Source organism: Betaproteobacteria bacterium (assembly GCA_016720925.1).
Classification (GTDB): Bacteria; Pseudomonadota; Gammaproteobacteria; order Burkholderiales; family Usitatibacteraceae; genus UKL13-2.
The window spans coordinates 137,569-158,886 of the sequence record JADKJR010000010.1 but is presented as its reverse complement, the minus strand read 5'-3'; the positions used below and the strand labels follow the sequence as shown (position 1 = coordinate 158,886).

At 59.8% G+C, this 21,318-nt stretch carries 20 protein-coding genes and 5 pseudogenes; 11 read left to right on the top strand and 14 right to left on the bottom strand.

Annotated elements, in window-relative coordinates; all coding sequences use genetic code 11:
- Positions 1-262 precede the first annotated feature (262 nt).
- Positions 263-601 (top strand): hypothetical protein, encoded by a 339-nt coding sequence (locus IPP88_15585; protein MBL0124078.1) that lies wholly within the window; start codon positions 263-265, stop codon positions 599-601.
- Between the two features lie 147 nt (positions 602-748).
- Entirely contained in the window at positions 749-1,108 is a 360-nt protein-coding gene (locus tag IPP88_15580; protein MBL0124077.1) for a hypothetical protein, read from the top strand.
- Between the two features lie 916 nt (positions 1,109-2,024).
- Here IPP88_15580 and IPP88_15575 read toward each other — a convergent pair.
- From IPP88_15575 to IPP88_15560, 4 genes are all read right to left on the bottom strand, one after another.
- Entirely contained in the window at positions 2,025-2,177 is a 153-nt protein-coding gene (locus tag IPP88_15575) for a hypothetical protein (protein ID MBL0124076.1), read from the bottom strand.
- Between the two features lie 55 nt (positions 2,178-2,232).
- A complete protein-coding gene (locus IPP88_15570; protein MBL0124075.1) occupies positions 2,233-2,496 on the bottom strand; it encodes a hypothetical protein in 264 nt (87 codons plus the stop codon).
- A 147-nt stretch (positions 2,497-2,643) separates the two neighbouring features.
- Entirely contained in the window at positions 2,644-2,850 is a 207-nt protein-coding gene (locus IPP88_15565) for a hypothetical protein (protein MBL0124074.1), read from the bottom strand.
- A gap of 103 nt (positions 2,851-2,953) precedes the next feature.
- Positions 2,954-3,103 carry a hypothetical protein gene (locus tag IPP88_15560; protein MBL0124073.1) on the bottom strand — a complete coding sequence of 50 codons (150 nt, stop codon included), beginning with the start codon at positions 3,101-3,103 and terminating at the stop codon, positions 2,954-2,956.
- A 1,481-nt stretch (positions 3,104-4,584) separates the two neighbouring features.
- Here IPP88_15560 and IPP88_15555 point away from each other — a divergent pair.
- Entirely contained in the window at positions 4,585-4,836 is a 252-nt protein-coding gene (locus tag IPP88_15555; GenBank protein MBL0124072.1) for a hypothetical protein, read from the top strand.
- A 544-nt stretch (positions 4,837-5,380) separates the two neighbouring features.
- On the opposite strand, the gene IPP88_15550 is transcribed toward IPP88_15555, so the two are convergent.
- From IPP88_15550 to IPP88_15530, 5 genes are all read right to left on the bottom strand, one after another.
- Positions 5,381-5,725 carry a hypothetical protein gene (locus IPP88_15550; protein ID MBL0124071.1) on the bottom strand — a complete coding sequence of 115 codons (345 nt, stop codon included), beginning with the start codon at positions 5,723-5,725 and terminating at the stop codon, positions 5,381-5,383.
- Between the two features lie 309 nt (positions 5,726-6,034).
- Complete coding sequence (locus IPP88_15545; protein MBL0124070.1) at positions 6,035-6,280, bottom strand: hypothetical protein; 246 nt, start codon at positions 6,278-6,280, stop codon at positions 6,035-6,037.
- A 7-nt stretch (positions 6,281-6,287) separates the two neighbouring features.
- The gene (locus tag IPP88_15540) at positions 6,288-6,692 is read right to left on the bottom strand and encodes a hypothetical protein (protein MBL0124069.1); all 405 of its coding nucleotides are present in this window, start codon (positions 6,690-6,692) and stop codon (positions 6,288-6,290) included.
- A gap of 38 nt (positions 6,693-6,730) precedes the next feature.
- Positions 6,731-7,288 (bottom strand): hypothetical protein, encoded by a 558-nt coding sequence (locus IPP88_15535; protein ID MBL0124068.1) that lies wholly within the window; start codon positions 7,286-7,288, stop codon positions 6,731-6,733.
- Positions 7,289-7,304: 16 nt separating this feature from the next.
- A complete protein-coding gene (locus tag IPP88_15530) occupies positions 7,305-7,634 on the bottom strand; it encodes a hypothetical protein (protein MBL0124067.1) in 330 nt (109 codons plus the stop codon).
- A gap of 1,570 nt (positions 7,635-9,204) precedes the next feature.
- Between IPP88_15530 and IPP88_15525 the strand changes: the two are divergent.
- From IPP88_15525 to IPP88_15500, 6 genes and pseudogenes are all read left to right on the top strand, one after another.
- Positions 9,205-9,607 (top strand): annotated as a pseudogene (locus tag IPP88_15525) (glyoxalase/bleomycin resistance/extradiol dioxygenase family protein).
- 158 nt (positions 9,608-9,765) lie between these two features.
- Positions 9,766-10,144 (top strand): annotated as a pseudogene (locus tag IPP88_15520) (nuclear transport factor 2 family protein).
- Positions 10,145-10,258: 114 nt separating this feature from the next.
- The gene (locus IPP88_15515) at positions 10,259-10,753 is read left to right on the top strand and encodes a hypothetical protein (protein MBL0124066.1); all 495 of its coding nucleotides are present in this window, start codon (positions 10,259-10,261) and stop codon (positions 10,751-10,753) included.
- An 82-nt stretch (positions 10,754-10,835) separates the two neighbouring features.
- Positions 10,836-11,156 carry a hypothetical protein gene (locus IPP88_15510; protein ID MBL0124065.1) on the top strand — a complete coding sequence of 107 codons (321 nt, stop codon included), beginning with the start codon at positions 10,836-10,838 and terminating at the stop codon, positions 11,154-11,156.
- Complete coding sequence (locus IPP88_15505) at positions 11,129-11,596, top strand: (Fe-S)-binding protein (protein MBL0124064.1); 468 nt, start codon at positions 11,129-11,131, stop codon at positions 11,594-11,596. The genes IPP88_15510 and IPP88_15505 overlap by 28 nt, the downstream gene beginning before the upstream one ends.
- 5 nt (positions 11,597-11,601) lie before the next feature.
- Positions 11,602-12,279, top strand: a pseudogene (locus IPP88_15500) (nitrate reductase).
- 83 nt (positions 12,280-12,362) lie between these two features.
- Here IPP88_15500 and IPP88_15495 read toward each other — a convergent pair.
- Entirely contained in the window at positions 12,363-12,641 is a 279-nt protein-coding gene (locus tag IPP88_15495) for a hypothetical protein (protein ID MBL0124063.1), read from the bottom strand.
- 417 nt (positions 12,642-13,058) lie between these two features.
- Between IPP88_15495 and IPP88_15490 the strand changes: the two genes are divergently transcribed.
- Together IPP88_15490 and IPP88_15485 are read left to right on the top strand one after the other, a co-directional pair.
- On the top strand, positions 13,059-14,726 hold the full coding sequence (locus IPP88_15490) for a S9 family peptidase (GenBank protein ID MBL0124062.1): 1,668 nt from the start codon (positions 13,059-13,061) through the stop codon (positions 14,724-14,726).
- 123 nt (positions 14,727-14,849) lie between these two features.
- On the top strand, positions 14,850-15,095 hold the full coding sequence (locus IPP88_15485) for a prolyl oligopeptidase family serine peptidase (GenBank protein ID MBL0124061.1): 246 nt from the start codon (positions 14,850-14,852) through the stop codon (positions 15,093-15,095).
- Positions 15,096-15,196: 101 nt separating this feature from the next.
- On the opposite strand, the gene kdpE is transcribed toward IPP88_15485, so the two are convergent.
- The 4 genes and pseudogenes from kdpE to kdpB form a co-directional block, all read right to left on the bottom strand.
- Positions 15,197-15,886: a two-component system response regulator KdpE gene (gene kdpE / locus IPP88_15480; protein ID MBL0124060.1), complete on the bottom strand. Its 690-nt coding sequence runs from the start codon at positions 15,884-15,886 to the stop codon at positions 15,197-15,199.
- A 30-nt stretch (positions 15,887-15,916) separates the two neighbouring features.
- A pseudogene (locus IPP88_15475) lies at positions 15,917-18,625 on the bottom strand (DUF4118 domain-containing protein).
- Positions 18,625-19,209 (bottom strand): potassium-transporting ATPase subunit KdpC, encoded by a 585-nt coding sequence (gene kdpC, locus IPP88_15470; GenBank protein ID MBL0124059.1) that lies wholly within the window; start codon positions 19,207-19,209, stop codon positions 18,625-18,627. The pseudogene IPP88_15475 and the gene kdpC overlap by 1 nt, the downstream one beginning before the upstream one ends.
- A gap of 28 nt (positions 19,210-19,237) precedes the next feature.
- A pseudogene (gene kdpB / locus IPP88_15465) lies at positions 19,238-21,315 on the bottom strand (potassium-transporting ATPase subunit KdpB).
- Positions 21,316-21,318: the final 3 nt, after the last annotated feature.

Below are 21,318 nucleotides of genomic sequence, written 5' to 3'. Positions count from 1 at the left end.
CGTGGTGAAGACCTGCCTACTACGACGCGAATTAGCGATGCCCGCCTGTTGATTCGTGTAACAGGGCGGATCGTTTAGCGCCCGTCGTCTCGCGTAGCAAAGAAAATGGATCCCGCGTTTGCCCGGACTGGTATCGAGCTTATGTGCACCAGTTTCTCCCTCCCGTTCAGCTCAATCCCGTGCGCAGCATGTTCGGTGTGGATATTCCCGATTTTCGAGAGTTTCCATCCCGAGGCCTATCCAGGATATGGTGCAGCCGATCGTGCGCAATATCATCCGCCAGAGCGGTGAAGAGCCGCCCGCGGCGCGGGTGTATCGCGGCGCGTTCGGCTTTGTGCCATCGTGGTCCAGGCCGGAGGATCTGGGCTCCGACGAAGCGTTTCGCTGTACGCATAACGCGCGCCTTGAAGCGTCAGCCAGCTTTCAAGCTACAAAACACGCCACAATTCACAGCGCTGCCCTGATCCCGGTCGAAGCGTTTTTGAGCCGTGCTGGGAAACCGGCAAGGCAGAGCTGGAAAATGACCTGGCGCGACGGGCAGGGTCGTGTTCGCGCTCGCCGGCATCTGGGAGCGCGGTATCGCGATGGCAAGAAGTCATGAGCTTTTTCGATGCTGACGGTCAATGCGGACGATCACGCGATTGCAAGCGCATGCACCGCCCGGTGACGAAAAGCGCATGCCGGTCATCATTCGTCAGGAAGATTACGATCGCTGGCTTGGCGTTGACCCGGAAGTGGCGCGCGGCGCATGCGCCAGACGTTTCCGGCGGATGAGATGATTGCTGAACCTGCGCCGAAGCCGGCAAAAATTGCCAAGTTGATCCCGGGTCAGACGACTTGGAGTTGCTGGACTAAGGAAGAAATTCTCTGGGCCGCCAGTCATCGGCCTCAGACATCTTCCTCAAACTGGATCATCACCCACGCGCCCGCGCTTTGCACCGGCAACGAGGCGCGGATCGGCCACGTTTATTGCCGGTCTTTAATTCAAACCGGCGGGTGTGGGGCGAGCGCACCACTGGACACCAGCATCAGGGTCCTGTCGCTCCCGGTCTCGTCGGGCGGCAGAGAAACAGGCCGGATACCGCTCATCAGTGTGCGCTTGGCCTGATCTTCCGACTGACGCGGAACCAAGTGAACCGGGACCGCGTTCTCGCCAATCAGCTGTATGCCAAACCGCGTATCGTTTCATCGAGGCCTTTGAATTTCCGCACGATGCGGCCAAGACTCCAGGACGCTTCACCTTCGACGGCCACCAGGATCAGCGTCCCGACAGAGATATCCGCATCGGCCGCGTGCGCTGAGGCCAGACCAATTCCGCCGGCGCTCAGGTCCGAATCCGCCAGAGCAGGAAATTGTTGCTATTGCGATGCTCAGGTTCGGGCCCGAGGTGCGCATCGATGAGTGGCAGGGTCCGTCGAGAACGGGCAAGCGCTTCACCAGCGGCACCAAATTTTTTGCGGCGATGGGCATTTAGCCGGAAACGTCCGCGTCGACTTGGCTTCCCAACTCGATGCTTCAAGAAATTCCTCAATCAGGTTCCAGCCGACGAGTAATGACCTGCGCGAAACGATCCGGCGGCGCCAGGTTGCCGGCGCGGGCCGCCTGGAATGCGGAACGATCGTGATACAACTTCTCGAGGAGGCGAGCGTGTCCGGAGAAATCGAGTTCGGTTGCCTCCTTGAGCTCCTTGGTCGTGTCATCATCGTAGTTGCTGTTGGCCAGCTATGCATCTGTCTCTTCAATGTGTCTCGCGACGACGTGATATTGATATATAGCGATAAGTTGGTTCAGTTTTCTCGGCAATACGCTGGATGCCCTGGTCGGAATCGAGGTTCACCAGCATGCTGTGCTTGCCCGGTACGGTGCCTGGCTGAGGCCGACATCGTGCGCCAGCTGCTTAGCCAATTCTGTGAAATCAGTCGCTGCCCTGGCAGCAGATCGCGTTCGGCAAGATCCGCCATCACCAGCATCACTCCATCCTGGCCTTTGGGTGTAATGGACAAGTCCACATCGGATTCGTAGGGTTACACGCCCTGTTCGGCAATATTGCGCGCCTCGGCAATGGCATAGAGCCGATGCAATGCCTTCAGCGGCACGTCACACGGCAACTCGGCGCGCGCGCGCCAGCGCAATTCATTGACGTGACAGTGCAGGGCGACGGCAATGGTCAGCGGCAACAGTCCGGTTTCCGTCCTCGCGGGACTTTAAGCCATTCAGTTGCCCCCAATGCGCTCACGGCCCAGGCAAACCCCCAGGGCCTGCCACAAGTCGGCAATCTGCTGGCTGATCGCCAGCGCGTCCGCCCGCCGCGAATCCAGGCGCCACAATTGAAGCCGGGACATATCGTTTGCGCAACAGCCAATCAAGATGATCCTCCAGTTGCAGCGTCAGGCGCAACTGGCCGACGAACAATTCGCGCTGCTCGTCGCCAAAGGCAAAACAGACCTTCCGATAGCGTTCAAGCGAATGCGGCCCCAGCAGCGTTTCCATGCGCATGACGGCCTCGCGACACGGTCCTCCGTGGTCTCGAGGGCAAAATCGGTTTGATTGAACTTTCTCTCATCTGTGGGGGCCGGTTGGATGGATTAATTCGCAAGTTCAAGCTTCATATGCGTACGCGAAAGCAACGGCTTTTCTTCCCCTTCATGGACTGGCAGCCAGATACCGACGGCGGCTCTTCGTGACCGACCAGGCCGCCGCACTGTGGCAAGAGCGATTCGGCGGATCGAGCAAATAGCCAATGCGCTGTACTTCGTCCCAATTCTTTGATTGCGGGTGGTACTTGCGGAACCACTTCGCGTTGACGAGATAGTCGTTGGCAAATTTCTCGCGATACAGGATCTCCAGCAACCCGAGCCAGAACTCTTCTGTATGGGCCGGCTGTAGGCGGCATATTTCAGGAGCCGTTTCGCGAACTCGGCGGCACCTTCGTCGTGGACCCTGCCAGCCTGGCTCAGCAGTCGTTGGGCGCATCCAGCGCCGGCTTCAGGATCGCGATGTCCTGATAGCGGCTCTCCAGATAACGCGTGCGGCGGGCTCGCAAGTCATTGGCGGGAGCGCTAGTTTCTTCCTTGGGTGCCGGCGAGGCAAAATCGAGCTCCACGCCAGGATTCCCCAAGCGCGGCCACAGGAGCCTGCTGGAGGGCGGTCGGCGTAATCGGAAATGAATTTCTGGCGCGTTGGGCGCGGTGGCCGCGCTAGTATCGACTTCAGCGCTATGCCGGGCTGAAAACGCGGGCGCTTCATTGCACCGTTTTCGCGGGTGAAATCGGCATTGGTCACGCTGCTGGCGCGTGGCGACACATGCGGTTTGTGCGACTCCGCCATTACTTCCGCCACGTAGTCATCGGCCTGTTGCGGCAAGATGCGGAATGTTTCTGCGCGCGCGCAGATGACGCCGCACCACCAGAACGCGGCGCCGGCGACGGCATCGCGGCCGCAGCCATCAACAAAATCGTCGACGTACGGGAAGCGGCGATTCAACGGTTTTTGCGGAGCCAACGATTTTCGGGGATGGCTTTCGCGGGCGCGATTACGGGGAACGACGCGCCACGGGAGCGCTGGGTGACCCGTCGGGCGCCGGTACGGCGGATTCGATCGATTTGGGCGTCAGGCGCGGGTGTGGGTCGATTGATATTAAGCGTGCGCTCGGTGGCAACGCTGACGCGTGCGGCGAGCTGACCAAGCTCCTTTTCCAGCAACGATCCGGTGATGGCGTTCCAACAACGCGGACATGAGATCGTCGGTATCGAGAGTCAACTGCCGCCGCCGCAATGTCTGCGCGCATCTCCTCGCTGGCCATCGGCAGGTGTTCCACGCTTTCGGCGTCGAGCGAAAGGCGCAAGGGGTGCCGGTCGGCCTTTGTTTGCAACATCCGTTTATCGGTGGCGCGCCGGCCTGTCCGCACGTTTACCGCGGCGCGGCGGCGAAGGAGCGGGTTAGTCAATCGGTGCAGTCACCGGCGGAACGTTGACGGGAGATCGGCGTCAGAGGTTCGCGCTGAGCCGGACGCCGCAGATCGTTGCGGCCGCGGCGGGCGCGCCCCTTGCCGATTCGGGAAGCGGCAGGAGGCGAGCGGCGCGTTGGCCGCACCCACGACAGGCGGCAAAATGGCGGCGGGCGCGCGGTGATCGATCACCGTTTGGGCCCAGGACGCGTCCAAGTCAGTGCTGCATCGCTTGCGCGATCGGTTCTTCCAACGCCCGCAGGTGGAGGATCCCAGCAGCAGGCTGAATTCGCGGCTGCGCACCCCGTGTTAGACCTGTTCGCGGGATAACAATGCCGATGGCCAGTTCGTTCACCGGCAAACGCGAGCGAATCACCAGGAAGTATTTCTTGTCCCCGCCGTTTCAAAAACGATCTCCGCGTTTTCCGGGAACGGAATCGGAGCGTTGGAGGGCCGCGAACCCATCGAAAACGGGAAGGCGTGACTTCTTCGGTCGCGTCGGTTGCCTCGATGGGAATTTTCACCCACAGCGGGCTGCCGTCAACGAGCACCCCGGCATTCCGGGAGGCGCGAATAAGTATTCTGGGCGTAACTGGCGGGTGAGCCAACGAGCGCAGGCACCAGCATCGCGATGCGCAATGCGCCGCGACGATGCACCCGTGACGAAGCGCGAGTTGACAGGTGCAGGGGACGCCAGCCCGATGGGCGTGCGCGGGCACGGACGCGGCGCCGTCACCGCGAGTTCGGTTCAGAACGAAAGGCCCGATTTGCATCACGATTTTTTTGACTTGGTTAGATCGATTGTGGTTGCAATGAATCCTGATTCGGCATGTATCCATGTGGCAGAATCACGCTTCAAAAAATCAGTTAATCGACTGAATATTCACTAAAAATCGCATCCGTGTGGGTTCCCCTGACTTGCAATAACCTCTAGCTTCGGATGGAGGATAACAGGCCCGACGACCGGTGGCCACTTCTAGATATAACCGGCAAAACACCATTTTCCTTGTTTGTCGGCTGGCATCAAGAGTGGACGTGCATTTCCCGCTTTCTCGCCGATGCCGATTTGAAGGGATCCCAGCCATCGTTCCCGCCATGATCTTCGCTCCACGTGAGTATTCTCTGGCATGAGCAATTTCGTTTTCCGACAATCCTGCAAAGTCACAAAGGTTTACATGCCGGGGTGGGAGTGGGGGGATCGGAGGCGACGCGGAAATCACCCGCGTAGGGCGACGGGCAGGGTATGGCGGCACGTTTAGCGCCAGGGTCGCTCCAAACGCGGCCATGCGCCAATTGGCGCCTTGCTGTTGCCACGCGCCGCACAGCCCTCATAAGTGCGTACTTCCAGCGTAGACTGCCAGCGGCGAATCCAACATAGGTCTTGTTGCTGACAATCACCGAGTCGGCGAAGCCGTCGTCGGGCGGTTCCCGTGATCAGGATGCCTTCGGTCGGCTGCCCATGTTGGTGGCCTCATCCACCCCTGTCCATCGCGACGAAGACAGGCGCCTTGGAAAGTACCTTGACACCGATGAGGGTGGCGGATGGCTTCTGCAAACTCGATTTGCGGACCACCACGCCCAGCACGCATGGGCGGCCCTTTCGAGGCGAATGGCGAGCAGGTCATCGACGTGCACATGCCGGGCATCGTCCTCGACCATGTCCAGTCCCAATCCGCCTTCGCTGATGTCGATCAATTGAATGGCGTTGCGGATACCAATTTCGGTCCCGCCACCGGCGAGCGGATGCAGTTTTTTCCGAGCGAGAACGCCATGCGGCAAATCTCTTCGAAGCCGAAAATACGCCCACCGGTGAATTCAATCCGATGGCCATGCGCTTGCTGCGCTGCTTGCGCGCGGCTTCGATCAAGGTGAATTCCCGTTCCAGGAAATCGATGACCGCGACGTGGTCTTCCATTTGCCACCCATGCCGATGCCCCAGCCGGGAAAAATCGCCGTGATGAAATTCCCGAAGCGAGCGCGCCAACTGCCGCTGCAAAGGACGCAGGCTCAGGAACAGATGCGCGCCATCTCCCGGCGCATAGGGCGTAAGCCGCGCTGCGGAACGTTGGCATGACGCCCAGCGTCGGCTCACCGGCAACCGGTACCCGCGTGAGCCACAGCGCGCCCATCCATTCGATTAGCCAGGTGTCTGAGGATTTCCGGGCGCTTCGGCGGCAAATTGCCGCCCGAAAACGATCCAGCAGCAACGCGCGTACATACAGCGCCCTCGACGTTGGCATCAATCTGCCGGTCTTCGATGCGCACGCTCAGCACCGTCGCATCGACGCCGAACGCGACAGCGGTGCGAAAAATTTCGTGCAGCCATTCGCGCACAGTCGTGTCAGGCCGGCTGCCCTAGTGGTTCGCCATTTGATTGCGTGCCCGAGAGGTACGATCGCCAGCGCACGATTGCCGCGCGCGGCTGAATATCCGATTGTCGTCGGCGAACGTGCGCGGGGACACATTCGCGCGCCAGCCGCAGCAATGTCCATAGCGCCCCGCGATCCACGCGCAGGTCGCCTGTTCCGGCCGGGTCTTGAGAAGTCCGGTTTGAGCAACTGTTCGCGATCCACGCGACTGACGTCATCGAAGTTGCGCCGGTCTGCGTCAATAACTTCGCGGCCTCGGTCGGCGTGAGTCCGGCGAGAGGGTTTTCAAGCGCGCGGTGCCGGGCGGTGATCTCGTCGTGCGCGGCATTCGATACGCCATATGCCGGGCCCGTCCGGGTGGAATGGAGTGTGTTCATCGGTTTAGTCGCCAGCGTCATTATTCATCGTGGCGGCACTAACGCGGCGCCAATCCGAGAATGGCCTGCGTGGCCCGCACAAGCGAGGCGTGCATCGTCCGCTGTCCCGAATCGTCGCGCCCCAGCAATGCGGAGGCGCTCCAGTCGGCCGGCGCCGCGAACGTTCCTGTTGTCACGGCGGTTCCCGGCGCGCGGGCAAAGCGCCGTGCCATCGCGTCAATCTGCGGCATCGCTGCGTCGTTCGGAAATTGAAGGGCGAAAGCCTGCAGTTCGCCGAATTCGGTGGCGTTGTCATCTTCGTGTCGCCCAATCAGGAACAGCCATAGCGGCCGCTGCTCGGGATCCTCCTCGATGGCGAGCCGCACCAGTTCGGTCGCGGAACGCGGCAGGCCATCGTCCTGCATCTGCTGCACCCAGCGCAGAATTTCATTGGTATTGCGCAGCGACATGCGCGGTTCCGGCATCTGCAGAAAGCGCGCCGTGATGTAACGCAGGCGAATGCGCAGCACCGGCGGATCGAGCGGCCACGGCGTACCGAAGACGCTGAGTTTGCGCGGTGGCGGACGTTGCGGGGGTTTGGTGTTGTGCGTGGCCATGCGCAAATTGATCGAATCAGGCGAAGGCGGGTGTCGCGCGGGTCAGGCGGAAAAACATGGGAGTGTTCTCCTCGTCTATTTGGGTGTGCGCCAAGCGAGTGCGCGCAAAGTGTTCCGTCAGGAATTGTGGCTGATTGGCGGGCGCATCGCCAAAGCAGACACCTCCGCGAACCTGGATTCCCGCCGCAACTGTCGGCAGTCCTTGCGGGGCGCGGGAATGCCTTTTTCCGGCTTGCCACAACATCAAACACCAGCACTGGCGCGCCGTTACAGGCAAAAAGGCCACAAACGCCGCGCCAGTGCTGGTGTTGATGAACGGCATCAGTGTTTCTTCACGATGCGGCATTCGGCTGCGGCGCCTGCGTTGGCAAATGAGCGTGAATTGAGGGCGGCGAGGCGTGGCTTGCATTCGACGGTCGCCGCCCTGCATCTTCCACGCCCATTTCGCGGCGCAGGCACCGCACCACGGTAAGCGAAGTGCATCTGGGTGGATCAACCAAGGCCTTGCCAGTTGTACTAAAGCCCCGCTTGCGCGCGAATCATTTATCGATTGCCGTGGCAAGATCAGGTTGCTAGACTGTCCTTTGTTAATACCGCGCAGGCGAAAAACTTCGTTAAAGTGAGTGACGGAAAAAGGGGTTCTGTTATGGCTGTACAGATATACAGTTTATGGGCGGAAGCAATTGATTGCAAGCGTGTTTTCCGCATTTTTCAGAATGATAGGGAGCAGCGCGGAACGGTATGCAGACGCGGTGCTCCCTACATTGAGTTATGCATCACTTGAGATCCGCCCTCTATTTCCTTTGCCTCTTACACCTGCCTTGCGGCGTATGCGTCGTGATCGCCCGGAGAAATGCAGCCACCACACTTTCAAATACTACGATGAGGCACTTTCTCTACAACTTACGGAATGAACGCCGAATGCGTGAAGGTGCGAGATAAATATTCTAGTGTTGCTGCAAGCAGCGTCCCAAAAGGGTAAGCCCGCGTCAAGTTGACAACTACTTTCACGAGGTCGCAACGTCATCGAAGGACTCTTGCTAAGAACTGTAGCATTTGGTTGAATGGGCAACCAAAGAAAGTTACAGTGATGTTCAGGAGACACAAACCTCAGATCGCAAGCCTAGTGGGAAAAATGTTCACTGTTGCGATCATTTAGTCCAGACGAAGTAGCCGTGAACCAGCAGCGCCTGTTGAACCATTACGCCAAACAGCCGTCTGCGCCCGGATAGACAAAGCAAAATGATGCATAACATTGCGGTCAAAAACGCTCCCTTCGGTCGCTCGGACGGCGCAAAAGCGCGCCGCCTTTTACCTTAATCGTTAGCCGTCACCACATGACCCAATACTGGAAACTTGGTCCCGGGGATGTCGACTCCACGCAATTCTTCCAGCTGCTGCCCATTCACTTTCCAGATGCCACCACCATGTACGGAAGGTACGTCCATCGAGTCTGATGTTCGACAGAGCTTGGTTTGAAGCATCTGCAGAAGACGGTGAGTATTTGCCTGGAGCGCAAACGATTGGCCAAAGTCCAAGAAATATCGCTGTCGTCTTTTCGCCCGCCGCACTCTGAACAACTTGCTCGTGTATCTTTGGGCATGGTGCCGAACCGTGAATTGTTCGACCATATTTTATTTTACGCGGGCAAAGATGCCCCTAATTGAATGGCCGGATGCGTTTGGATGCGAGATGTACATCCGACCGTCGCTCATCGAAGATAGAGTTTCACAATTCGCACACTTGTTGGGACTACCCCCCCCCCCCCCAAACATAAGTGTGAATGCCAAGACGGCTAACACGTCGCTCAAGGTCGCTCCCTTCGGTCGCTGGACGGCGCAAAATCGCGCCGCCTTTTACCTTGGTCGCTAGGCCGCAACCCAATCGTCGCAACTACCAGTTCAAAGGAGACTGGCATGATCAACCAGATTTTCCTCACCCTTCCGGTCCTTGATCTCCAGAGGTCGGTTAGCTTTTCAGGCGCTTGGATTCAGTCACAACCCACAGTTCAGTGACGACACGGCTGCGTGCATCGTCATCAATGATGCAATTTCTGTCATGCTGGGTACCCATGCCAAGTTCCGTGAGTTCACGCCCAAAGCTGTCTGCGATACCAGTCAGGCCGTCGAAGTCTTGATATCTCTCAGCTGTGAGAGCCGTGAACAGGTAGATGAATTGGTCGCCAAGGCCCTTGCAGCTGGTGGTTCAACCTACGATAAGCCCGAGGATTTCGGGTTCATGTACACACACAGCTTCGTCGACCCGGATGGTCATGGGTGGGGGCTGCTCCACATGGTTTCCCAGCCTGCACCACAGTGATTTGCATCAACCAAGCATGGGTATCTTGCGGCCTAACGGATGCAACGCGCGTGGTCGTTCGCCCACTCGGCGCTCAAATAACATGCTCTCTTCGGTTGCACGGCGCCCCGACAGCAGTGCGCATCCTGCATCAACCCATAACCTGAAGACAGGATTCCATGCCAAGCAAGGAAATCGTTGACGCCTTCATCGCCACCGTGGTCAGCGGCAAACACGTCGAAGCTATTGAGCGCTTCGCGCCGCACGCAACGATGCAGGAAAAACCTGAATCCACCGCGTCGAGGATTGGAAGATCTCGTCGCGAATGAGCGTGCCGCCCTGGCGCGCCAGAAGGAAATCGCCACGCGACCGGTGGATTTTTATGCCATCGATGGCGACCGCGTCGTCATTCACTGGATCTTTGATTTCACGACCCTCGATGGCAGAAGATTTGCGCTGGACGAAATCAGCTTGCAGCGGTGGGAAAACGACAAGATCGTGGCGGAGCGCTTCTACTACGATCCGGCGCAGTTTCGGGTGGCCGACCCAGTATCGTAGTGGAGCTGTAGCGGGTTGGGCTCAAAATGACGGGGCTTCTGAATCGAGCGTCGCTTTTGCCGCCCGGTTGATACACGTCAACACGCGCCGCACCGGCAGGTCGAGAATCAGGCTATGGTTAACTCTGCCCCCTCGTCAACCGCTGTTGAGCAACGCGCCCGCGCGGTCGTCGCGTCGGTGGCGGCGCCCGATGCGCGCAAGGCCGTCAACGAGTTCCTTGCCCAGATGGGCCGAGACGTGTCGGCCCAGCTCCGATGCCTGCGTACGCTGGCCAATGCGCCGATGCCTGCCACTTCTGTATCTTGTCACGCGCGATCCGCGCTATGCGCCGGTGTGCGCTGCGCCCGCTGCTCCGCTTACCAGCGTGAGCGTGCGCCGTTTTCCACGATAAAGCGGTGGCTGGGCCTGGCGCCATCCGAAGTCACGGCAGCGGAGCTCGTGGAGTGGTCGGAATTGATGTACGACGGCTGCAACATGTGCGGGCGGTGCACGTTGGCTTGTCCGATGGGGCTCGATATCGCGGGCCTCGTGCGCCGCGCGCGCGAAGGATGTCGGCGGGCGGCTTTGCACCGGCGGACCATTGCAGGCGGCAGGGCGGGCGCTCGATAGCGGCAGCCCGATCGGCGTGGCCTGGCCCGGCGCTGAGGCGCCATATTGAAATTCCGGAAACGGAAAGGGGCTGAATATCCCGGTGGATGTCGAGGGCGCGGATTACCTGGTCATTCTTTCGTCGATCGAGATCATTGCCTTTCCGGAAACGATCGGCGCACTGGCGCGAATCTTCAAGCAGGCGAAAGTTTCCTGGACCATTCCCAGCGTCGGGTTCGAGGCGACGAATATCGGTGTGCAAATCGGTTCGCGCGATATCGCCGCGACGCTGGTTGCGCGCGTAGTCGATGTCGCGGAGCGACTGAAGGTGAAATACGTCATCAGCCCGGAGTGCGGCCACGCCTATTCGGCGCTGCGCTGGGAGGCCGAATCTGCTTGGCCGGCCCTTTGCGTTCAAAGGTGATACAGATAGCCGAGCTTCTCGATCAACTGGTTCGCGAGGGCCGGCTGCGTACGCGCGGCAAGGACACCCGGCACCTTACTTTCCACGACCCATGCCAGCTGGTGCGCCGTGGCGGAATCACCGAAGCGCCGCGCCGGTTGCTGGATGGCGTGAGCGAACACAATGTCGAGATGCCTTCCGCGGGCGACGCCAATTTTGTTGCGGCGGAGGGCGGCGTGAGCGCAATCCACCGCGCCGAGAAACTGCGGTTTGCCGTGTTCGAACTGAAGAAGCAGCAAGTTGCGGCGACCGGTGCCGAGGCGCTGGTTACGGCGTGCGCCAACTGCCGCAATGTCCTCGAGGAAGCCATCGAGGCGCACAACATGACGCTTCCGGTGCTCGGCCTGACCGAGCTGGTCGCACAGTACCTTGAACCTGATCCGGATGTGCCTTCGCCATGACGGCCATGAACCTGCTTGAGTTCGCGCGTGGGCCGGCGCTGTGGTTTTCCCTTCTGGTGCTGTTCGCCGGCAGCGCGTGGCGCATCATCACCATTTTTCCGGTTTGGGACAAAGACGGACCTTTCCGAGCCGCGCAGCACAAAGTGGGTCGCCGACGCGATGCATGGCATCTTTTCACGGATGATCCAGCGGAAAGAGTTCCGGCGCTGGGGCAAGCTTGGCGCGTTGAACGGCTACCTGTATCACATCGGCCTCGCCGTCATCGTGTTTGGCTTTCTGCCGCACATACTTTTCGTTGAGCGCCTCACCGGCTTCGCGTGGCCTTCGCTGCCGGGACCCGTGATCTATGTTGCCGTCGGCCCGCCATCATTGGCTTGCTGGTGGTGATGTTTGAGCGGCTGACCGACCCGGTGTTGCGATTGCTGTCGGGGTTCGATGATTACTTCAGTTGGTTCGTGGTGTTCCTGCCACTTGTTACTGGCATGGGGGCGGTGACGGGCTGGGCCACTCAGGTGTCGGCAGGTGGCGCGCCACTGTATCCACTGCCGATCGCCATCCATTTGCTGAGTGTCGAATTGCTGTTCCTGTGGCTGCCGTTCGGCAAACTGTCACATGCGTTCATGGTCTTCATCTCGCGCGGGATCACCGGTGCGGCGTTGGGACGAAAGGGCGCGGCGTTGTGACGTGCGGTGAGCCGCTGAAAATTTCCGGTAGAAACCGCTTGCGCACGCTGACCCTGGCAATTATTCCCAAGATCCAGTTTTTTCTAAAGCGAGATCAATTCACTCCACGTATCGATGGATCGCTGCTTCGGCGGCTGCAGCGCGCGATAGTGGTTCTGAATTGCAAACATTTCGCTCAGCACGGCTGTCGAAAAGCCACTGCGATTGCCGCGGCTGTCAAATAAGAGGCTATCCAGATAGCAGTCAAGCGACCGCGCGTCCCAATGTTCGGTGATTTTTGCAACGATATGCGGGAACGCCTGCTCCAACTGGTGTGGGTAAAGCTTTGGCGTGTTTAGCTGCGCGGCCAACTTGTTGTTCATCGTTTGCCTCCACTCGTGGACTTGAAAGATAGCCGAAATGGTTTCGACAGGAGATTACGGTGAGTTCGGTACTTGCGATACAGCGGCCAATTTTAATCGGATTGGCCGACATTGTGAGCGCCGTTAGATACCTGCGCGAAAGGGGAGCCACCGCACTAAGGTAGTAAACGCTAATACTGGCGCGGGTTGCAGGTCCTAAATGGCGGGAAAAGCGCGCCAGTGCTTGAGTTTATCCAATCGATTTGCTGGTGACCCGTGCCGGTTCGCGCGCTGGTGACGGGTTGAAACTGCCGCTATAAGTCTGTAGCTTACGCACGTTGCGCGCTGATCTTAGTGCGATGGCGGTTGCGAAATCTTCACTGGCGGCAGGTTTTGGGGGCGAGTGGTGGTTGCAATCCACGACGATGGAAGTGACCGATGCGATTCGCCCTGCTGATTTGGCTATTGGTATGCGCGGCAACCCTCACGCTTGCGCAAGCCACTGAACCCGCCCGGGCCGCGTCGCGCTACGCGAAGCCCGCTGATATTCCGATCGGGGCGTTTTTCCGTAGGGCGGAATATTCGCAAATGGCGATTTCGCCTGATGGCAACCGGCTGGCCGCCGTGAGACCCATCAATGGCCGTGACAATCTGGTGGTCATTGATTTTCTCGCCGGCAAATTGCAGGTTATTTCCAACTTCAAGGAGTTGGACGTTGTTGATTTTGTGTGGGTCAGCAACGACCGGCTGTATTTTCGTTCGGCCGACTTGAGCGAAGTCAGTGGCGCCACCAGCTTGAAAGGCGCCTATGCGGTGGATGTGGACGGCAAGAACATTCGCGACCTCACTTTCCCGCTTGAGCGCACACGCGAACGCGAAGCGCGGCGCAATTCGATTCTTGTGCACGGCATCAACATCTCCTTTCGTATTCTCAGCCAGACCTTTGACGGCAGCGGCGATGTGATCGCGGAAATATTCGGTCGCAGCCAAAGCTATGCTGATGTTTATCGCTTCAATACCAGGACGGGTGAATACAAGCTGCTCACGGTTTCAAACGCCCGGCAACGTTGTCCGCTGGGTGTTGGACCGCGACCTCGAACCCCGTATCGCCATCCGCCAGGAAGAGCGCAAGGATCCCACGAGCCCGCGCGAGCAGACTATCTGGCATCGGCCGGACGACGGAAAAGACTGGGAGATGATTGGCCACGCGTCCGGCAAGGGAAGCCAGGGCAACGTCATGCCGCTGTCGTTCGACTACGACAACAAGACCCTCTATGTTTCGTCCAGTGTCGGCCGCGACCGGAGGGCAATTTTCAAAACGACATTGCCCAGCGAAAACTTGGCGAAAAATTGCTGGAACATCCGCTCATCGACCTGAACGGCGGCTTGATCTTCAGCCGCACAAAGAAAGCACTGGTCGGGATTCGTTATAGCGCCAACGTGCCGGTCACCACATGGTTCGACGAGGACCTCGCGCGCTTGCAGGCGGCGCTCGACAAGGCATTGCCCGAGCGCACCAACGCCATCGATATTGCCGATGAAAACAGCCGGTACGTGCTGATCTACTCCGTATCCGATACCAATCCCGGCGGCTATTTTCTCTACGACACGGAAAAGCGCAGTTTGCAGGAAGTGTCAAAATCGCGCGAGTGGCTTCCGCCCGCACTAATGAGCAAACGCAGCTTCATCAAGTACAAAGCACGCGATGGCCGCGAAATTCCTGCCTGGGTGACCACGCCCATCGACAGCGATGGCAAGGATCTGCCGCTGGTCGTGCATATTCATGGCGGGCCGTGGGTGCGGGGCTACAGCGGAATTCAGTGGGGCCGCTGGCCGGTTGCGCAATTCCTGGCGTCGCGCGGCTATGCTGTACTGGAGCCCGAGCCTCGCGGTTCCACAGGCTTCGGCAGATCGCATTACACGGCGAGTTTCAAGCAATGGGGGCTTGCCATGCAGGACGATATTTCTGATGGTGCTTTGTATCTGGTCAAAGAAGGCATTGTGGACAAGGGCCGCATGTGTCTCTTCGGCGGAAGCTATGGTGGCTACGCGACGCTGCAGGGTCTGGTCAAGGATCCGGATTTGTGGCGCTGCGGTGTTGCCTAGGGCGTGACGGGATCTCGAGTTGAAGCAGACCGTTTCATGGTCGGATGTAGCGCGCAACCTGGATTTTACGAAACCGACTTCAAAGCGCTGGGGAGGTGACAGGACCGCGACCGCGAACAATTTCTGAAGACCTCGCCGGCGAAAAATGCGGACAAGATCAAGGCCCCGGTGCTACTGGCGATGGGTCGTGACGACCAGCGCGTTCCGCTCATTCACGGAACGACGATGCGCGATGCGATGGAAAAAGCGGGCAAGCCGATCGAATATGTGGTCTATGACGGCGAAGCGCATGGCTTCAATAAAGAACAGAACGTCGTCGATTTCTATACGAGGGTGGAGCGTTTTCTTGCGTTGCATCTCGGCAAGTAGCCCGCCGTCACTGCAAGGTGTTTGCGGCGCCGCTGATTGCGGCAAAGTATGGGAGAAACCTGTCTGGGCAAAATTCCCGATTGCGTCCGGCAATGCCGGTGCTATGGCAGCACCAGCCGATAGCCCACGCCGATTTCCGTCAGCAGGAATTTCGGCTGCGCGGGATCATCTTCGAGTTTCTGCCGCAAGTGCTGCATGAAGATTCGCGGATAGTGGCTCTGCTCGACGTGCGAGGGCCCCCACACCTGTTTGAGCAGTTGCCGGTGCGTCAAGACCTTCCCGCTGTGCGTGCACAGGTAGGAGAGCAAACGGAATTCGATGGGGGTGAGGTGCACCTCCACGCCACCCTTTCGTGTCACTCGATTGGCGAGATCCACTTCGACGGCGCCAAACGAAACCATGCTCTCACCCGACTCGGCATTGCGCGCGGACCGCCGCAGCGCCGCGCGCACACGCGCCAGCATTTCACCGACGCCAAACGGTTTAGTCAGGTAGTCGTCAGCTCCCAGATCAAGCGCGGCAATCTTGTCCGCTTCCCCCGAGCGCGCCGAAAGTACAATCACCGGCACGTTCGACCAGCCGCGCAAATCACGGATCAACTCCAGGCCATCGCGATCCGGCAGCCCAAGATCGACGATGACCAGATCGGGCTTCCTGGTGCCGGCCTCGATCAGGCCGCGCTCCACCGTTTCGGCTTCGAACACCTGACAACCTTCCTCCTCCAGCGCAACACGCACGAAGCGGCGAATTTGCGGCTCGTCCTCGACCAGCACGACGTGACGGGCGCTCACGGCGTCCGGCCTTCAGCTTCAGCTTCGACTTCAACTACCGCCGCCGGCGTATCCGAGCGGCAACGTGAACACGAAGCGTGCGCCATGCGGATGCATGTTTTCGGCGCGAATGCTGCCGCCATGCGCTTCAACAACCGCGCGGCAGATTGCCAGACCCAGGCCCACGCCACGTACCGTCGATTCGGGCTCGGCGCGGGTGAACTTGTCAAACAGCCGTGCCGCGAATTCCGGGTGGGAAGCCCGGACCGTCGTCAAGGACCGCAATCTCATCCAGCCACTGCCCGAGCTGGCGCAAGTGGCAATGTGCGACCTGAGGGCGTGTACTTGCGGCGTTCTCCAGGAGATTGCGCCACCACGCTCGATCAGCACGGCATCAAAGCGCACCAGCGGCAGATTCGCCGGCAAGTCGGTCGTCACTTTATGCTGCTGCAACACCGGTTGGCTTACGCGCAAAGCGGTTCCCACGACTTCCTCAACAGGTTGCCAGTCGGCATTGAGTTTGACATCACCGGCTTCCAGGCGCGCCATGTCGAGCAGATTGTCCACCAGTTGCGAGAGCCGCTGTGACTCCGTGAGAATGGATTCCGCCCACTCGATCTGTTTTTGGCAAGCCTGGGTTCCGAGCGCGCCAAGGCGTCGGCCATGCCGATCAACGCAGTTAACGGTGTGCGCAGATCGTGCGACAGCGCCGCCAGCACGCTGTTGCGCAGGCGTTCCGATTCCATCTTCAGGATCGCTTCACGAGCCACTTCAACATAGTGAACACGCTCCAGTGCAATCGCGATCAGCGACGCGAATGTTTCAAGCTGCCGGCGTTGCTCGGGGACTCGCAGCCATCGCGGATTCTCGGTCTCAATCGCCAGCACGCCGCGCGTGCGCATGGGCGCCGTCAGCGGCAGATAGAGTACGTTGCTGCCCGCCAGCGTATCGGTGCCCAATCCCGCCGGCTGGCCGCGGTCATAGACCCACTGCGCAATCGATTCGTTGATACGCGTTGGGCGGGTGCGATCCGTGCCAGGTGAAAAGTCCAGCCGGTCTCCTCGATCTGGCAGAATCAGCGCCGCCTTGGCACGGAAAGTCTCTTCAATGCGCGCATCGCCCATCTCCACGACCTGCTCAAACGTCAGCGCCCCCGATAATTCGCGCGCCATTTCGAAAAGGGCACGTGCGCGACCCTCCCGGTGCCCGGCGATTCGTGCCTGGTATCTCAGGCCGGCCGTCAGTTGCGCCGTGATCAACGCAACCGCCAGCATGATGGCGAACGTCAACAGGTATTGCACGTCTGAAACCGCGAAAGAAAAGCGTGGGGTCACAAAGAAGAAATCAAAGGATGCGACAGAGAGAAATGCCGAAAGGATCGCCGGGCCGCGGCCCAGGCGCGCCGACACCAGCACCACATTCAACAGAAACAGCATGACGATGTTGGCCAGCGCAAAATACGGCAGCAGGCCCGTTGCGACCAGGCTGGTGAGCGCACAAGCACCTGCCGCGACTAGATACGGAAGCACACGCGATTTGCCGCCACTGGCGGATTCCTCGACGGTCGCGCCGACCCGCAAAGTGCGGCCCGTTGTCCCGGCGCCGCGCGCAATCTGCATCACATCGAGCTCCGGTGCCTTTCGCAGCACCCGATCCGCGAGCGTCGTGCGCCAGGGCCAGCTTACATTCCAGTCGTGTTCGCCGGCCAATTCCCGGCCGATCACGACCCTGTTGAGATTGTTATCGCGGGCATAGCCAACCAGTGTTTCATCGATATTCTCGCCGGCCAGCGTCGTCGTGTTCGCCCCCAAATCCTGGGCCAGCTTGAGGACGCTGAGAATGCGCGTGCGTTCCGCTTCGGGCAGGCGCTGCAACCTTGGGGTTTCCACGTAGACTGCGTGCCAGGGTGCGTCCAGGCTCTCGGCTAGCCGCGCGGTGGCACGCACCACGCGTTCGCCTCCCTCACGCGGACTGACGCAGGCGAGCAGCGCATCGCGCGTGGCCCATACGCGCTCGATGGATTTTAGATCGCGGTAGTCCTTGACGTCGGCATCGACATGGTCAGCGGTGCGGCGCAGCGCGAGTTCACGTAGCGCGATCAGGTTGCCCTTGCGGAAAAAATTCTTCGCTGCCCGTTGCGCCTGCTCAGGCAGATAGACCTTGCCGGCCTCGAGGCGCTTCAGCAATTCTTCCGGCGGCAAGTCGACCAGGGTGATTTCATCGGCCTGGTCGAATACCAGGTCGGGAACGGTCTCCCCATACGCGCACGCCGGTGATGCCACCGACCACGTCATTCAAACTCTCAATGTGCTGAATGTTCAGCGTCGTGTGAACATCGATACCGGCCTGCAATAGCTCTTCCACGTCCTGCCAGCGCTTGGCATGCCGCGACCCCGGCGCATTATTGTGGGCGAGCTCGTCGACCAGCAATAGCGCCGGACGGCGTTTCAATGCGCCATCCAGATCGAATTCCTTGAGAGCCCGGCCTGCGCCGGCAACTTCCGCGAGCGGCAGGACTTCGATGCCTTCTAGCAGCGCGCCGGTTTCCCGGCGTCCGTGCGTTTCAACGACGCCAACGACGACATCCAGGCCCTCACGCCGCGCCGCACGCGCCGAGGACAGCATGGCGTAAGTCTTGCCGACGCCCGCGTTGGCGCCCACAAAAACCTTGAGCCGCCCGCGGCGGCTCTTGGCATAGACTTCCTGAAGTTGGGCTAACAGCCGGTCCGGATCCGGCCTGGTCTGTTCGTTCAATTGAATTACTTTACGGTATCCACTGCAAGGTTAAGTTTTAGCACGTTTACGTGTGCATCTCCAAACAGCCCCAGCCATTTCGCCTGGGTATTCGCGGCGACCAACTCGCGCACGCTTGCTTCCGGTATGCCGCGCATTTTTGCCACCCGTGCCAGCTGGTATTCTGCCGCAGCCACGCTGACGTGCGGATCGAGTCCGCTACCCGAGGCGGTTACCAGATCGATCGGCACCGCTTTCGTTTGCTTGACGCCGGCCTCTTGATCCGCCTTGCCCAATGCCTCGATGCGCGCTTTCACATTGTCGGCAAGGGCCGGGTTCAACGGGCCCAGATTCGTGCCGCCCGAAGCGGACGCGTTATAGGGATAGGTTCCCGTGCCGGACAGGCGGCCCCAGAAATATTTGGAATCGGTGAATTGCTGGCCGATCAGGGCGGACCCGACCAGCTTTCCGTCCTTCTCGATCAAACTGCCGTTTGCCTGGTACGGAAACACCAGTTGCGCGACGCCTGTCGTCAGTAGCGGGTAAACCAGGCCGGTCAGCACGGTCATCACCAACAACATCAGAATAGCGGGCTTCAATTGCTTTTTCATATTCATTCCTTCATTAAACGAATGTCACTCATACCCAACCGGCGGCGACCAGCATCAGGTCAATGATCTTTATGCCGATGAAGGGCACAACGATCCCTCCCAAGCCGTAAACCAACAGGTTGCGGCGCAACAAGACTGCCGCACCTATTGCGCGGTACTTGACGCCTTTCAGCGCCAGCTGAATCAATGCGATGATGACTAGCGCATTGAAGATTACGGCCGAGAGAATCGCCGAATTGGAGGTGGCAAGCCCCATCACATTCAGTGCCCCGAGTTGGGGATAAGTTGCGGCAAACGCGGCCGGGATGATGGCGAAATATTTGGCCACATCATTGGCAATCGAAAACGTGGTCAGCGCGCCGCGCGTCATCAGCATCTGCTTGCCGATCTCGACCACTTCGATCAGTTTGGTCGGATTGGAATCGAGATCGACCATGTTGCCGGCTTCCTTGGCCGCCTGCGTGCCGCTGTTCATCACGACCGCGACATCAGCCTGCGCCAGCGCCGGGGCATCGTTGGTGCCGTCGCCGGTCATCGCCACCAGCCGTCCTTCGGCCTGGTATTCGCGGATCAGGGCAAGCTTTGCCTCCGGTGTTGCCTCGGCGAGGAAATCGTCCACGCCGGCTTCGGCCGCGATCGCCGCGGCGGTCAGCTTGTTGTCGCCGGTGATCATCACGGTCTTGATGCCCATGCGCCGCAGTTCGGCGAAGCGCAGACGAATATCGGGTTTGACGATGTCCTTCAATTCGATCACGCCGAGCACGCGGTCGTTTTCGGCAACCACCAATGGCGTGGAGCCGCGACGCGCAACGTCGTCGACCTTGCGTGCGACTTCCTCCGGAAAACGGCCCCCAAGGTGTTCGACATGCAGCCGAATCGCGTCGGCGGCACCTTTGCGGATGATTCGCTTATCTTGCCGGTCCGCGACGTCGACGCCACTCATGCGGGTCTGCGCCGTGAAGGAGACGAAGACGGCATTTGCATTTGTGCCGTCGATCACCGTCAGCGGGTACTCTTGTCGTGCCAGCATGACAATGCTCTTGCCTTCAGGCGTTTCGTCGGCCAAAGAAGCGAGTTGCGCGATTGCGGCCAATAGTTGATCGCTCACACCCGGTGCCGCCAGGAATGCCGACGCCTGCCGGTTGCCAAAGGTGATGGTGCCGGTTTTATCGAGCAACAACACATCGACATCGCCCGCGGCCTCCACAGCACGGCCGGACGTCGCAATCACATTGGCCTGCATCATGCGGCTCATGCCCGCCACGCCGATCGCCGACAGCAACGCGCCGATGGTGGTGGGAATCAGGCATACGAGAAGTGCGATCAGGACGGTGACGGTGACCGCGCTGCCGGCCTTCGCCGCTTCCACTGAGAACTGCGAGAACGGCAGCAACGTTACGGTGGCCAGCAGGAACACGATGGTCAATGCCACCAGCAGGATGGTCAGCGCAATCTCGTTTGGTGTCTTGCCCCGCTTGGCGCCTTCCACCATCGCGATCATTCGGTCGAGAAAAGTCTCTCCCGGATTGGCTGAAACTTCCACAATCAGCCAGTCGGACAGCACGCGCGTACCGCCGGTCACGCTGGAAAAATCGCCGCCGGCCTCGCGTATCACCGGTGCGGATTCGCCGGTGATAGCGCTTTCGTCCACCGAGGCTACGCCCTGCAGCACGGTGCCGTCCGCCGGAACGACATCGCCCGCCTGCACCAGGACGACGTTGCCTTTCTTCAGTTCTTCCGAGGGCACCGTATAAATGGCGGCCCCGTACTCCGGCTGGCTCATCCTTTTCGCCCATACCGACTTGCGCAGGCCGCGCAAGGACGCTGCCTGGGCCTTGCTGCGGCCTTCGGCCATGGCTTCGGCGAAGTTGGCGAAAAGCACGGTGAACCATAGCCAGAGCGAAATGGCAAGATGAAACCGGCCGGCGCTTCGCCCTCCCCGCCGAGCGCATGCAGGAACAGGCCGGATGTGAAGATGCTGCCGACATAAACGACGAACATCACCGGGTTCTTCATCTGCGTCGACGGCGCCAGTTTGCGGAATGCATCGGCAATGGCGGGATAGATCAGCGCCGAGTCGAACAGGGATAGGGTTTTGGTTTTCATGTC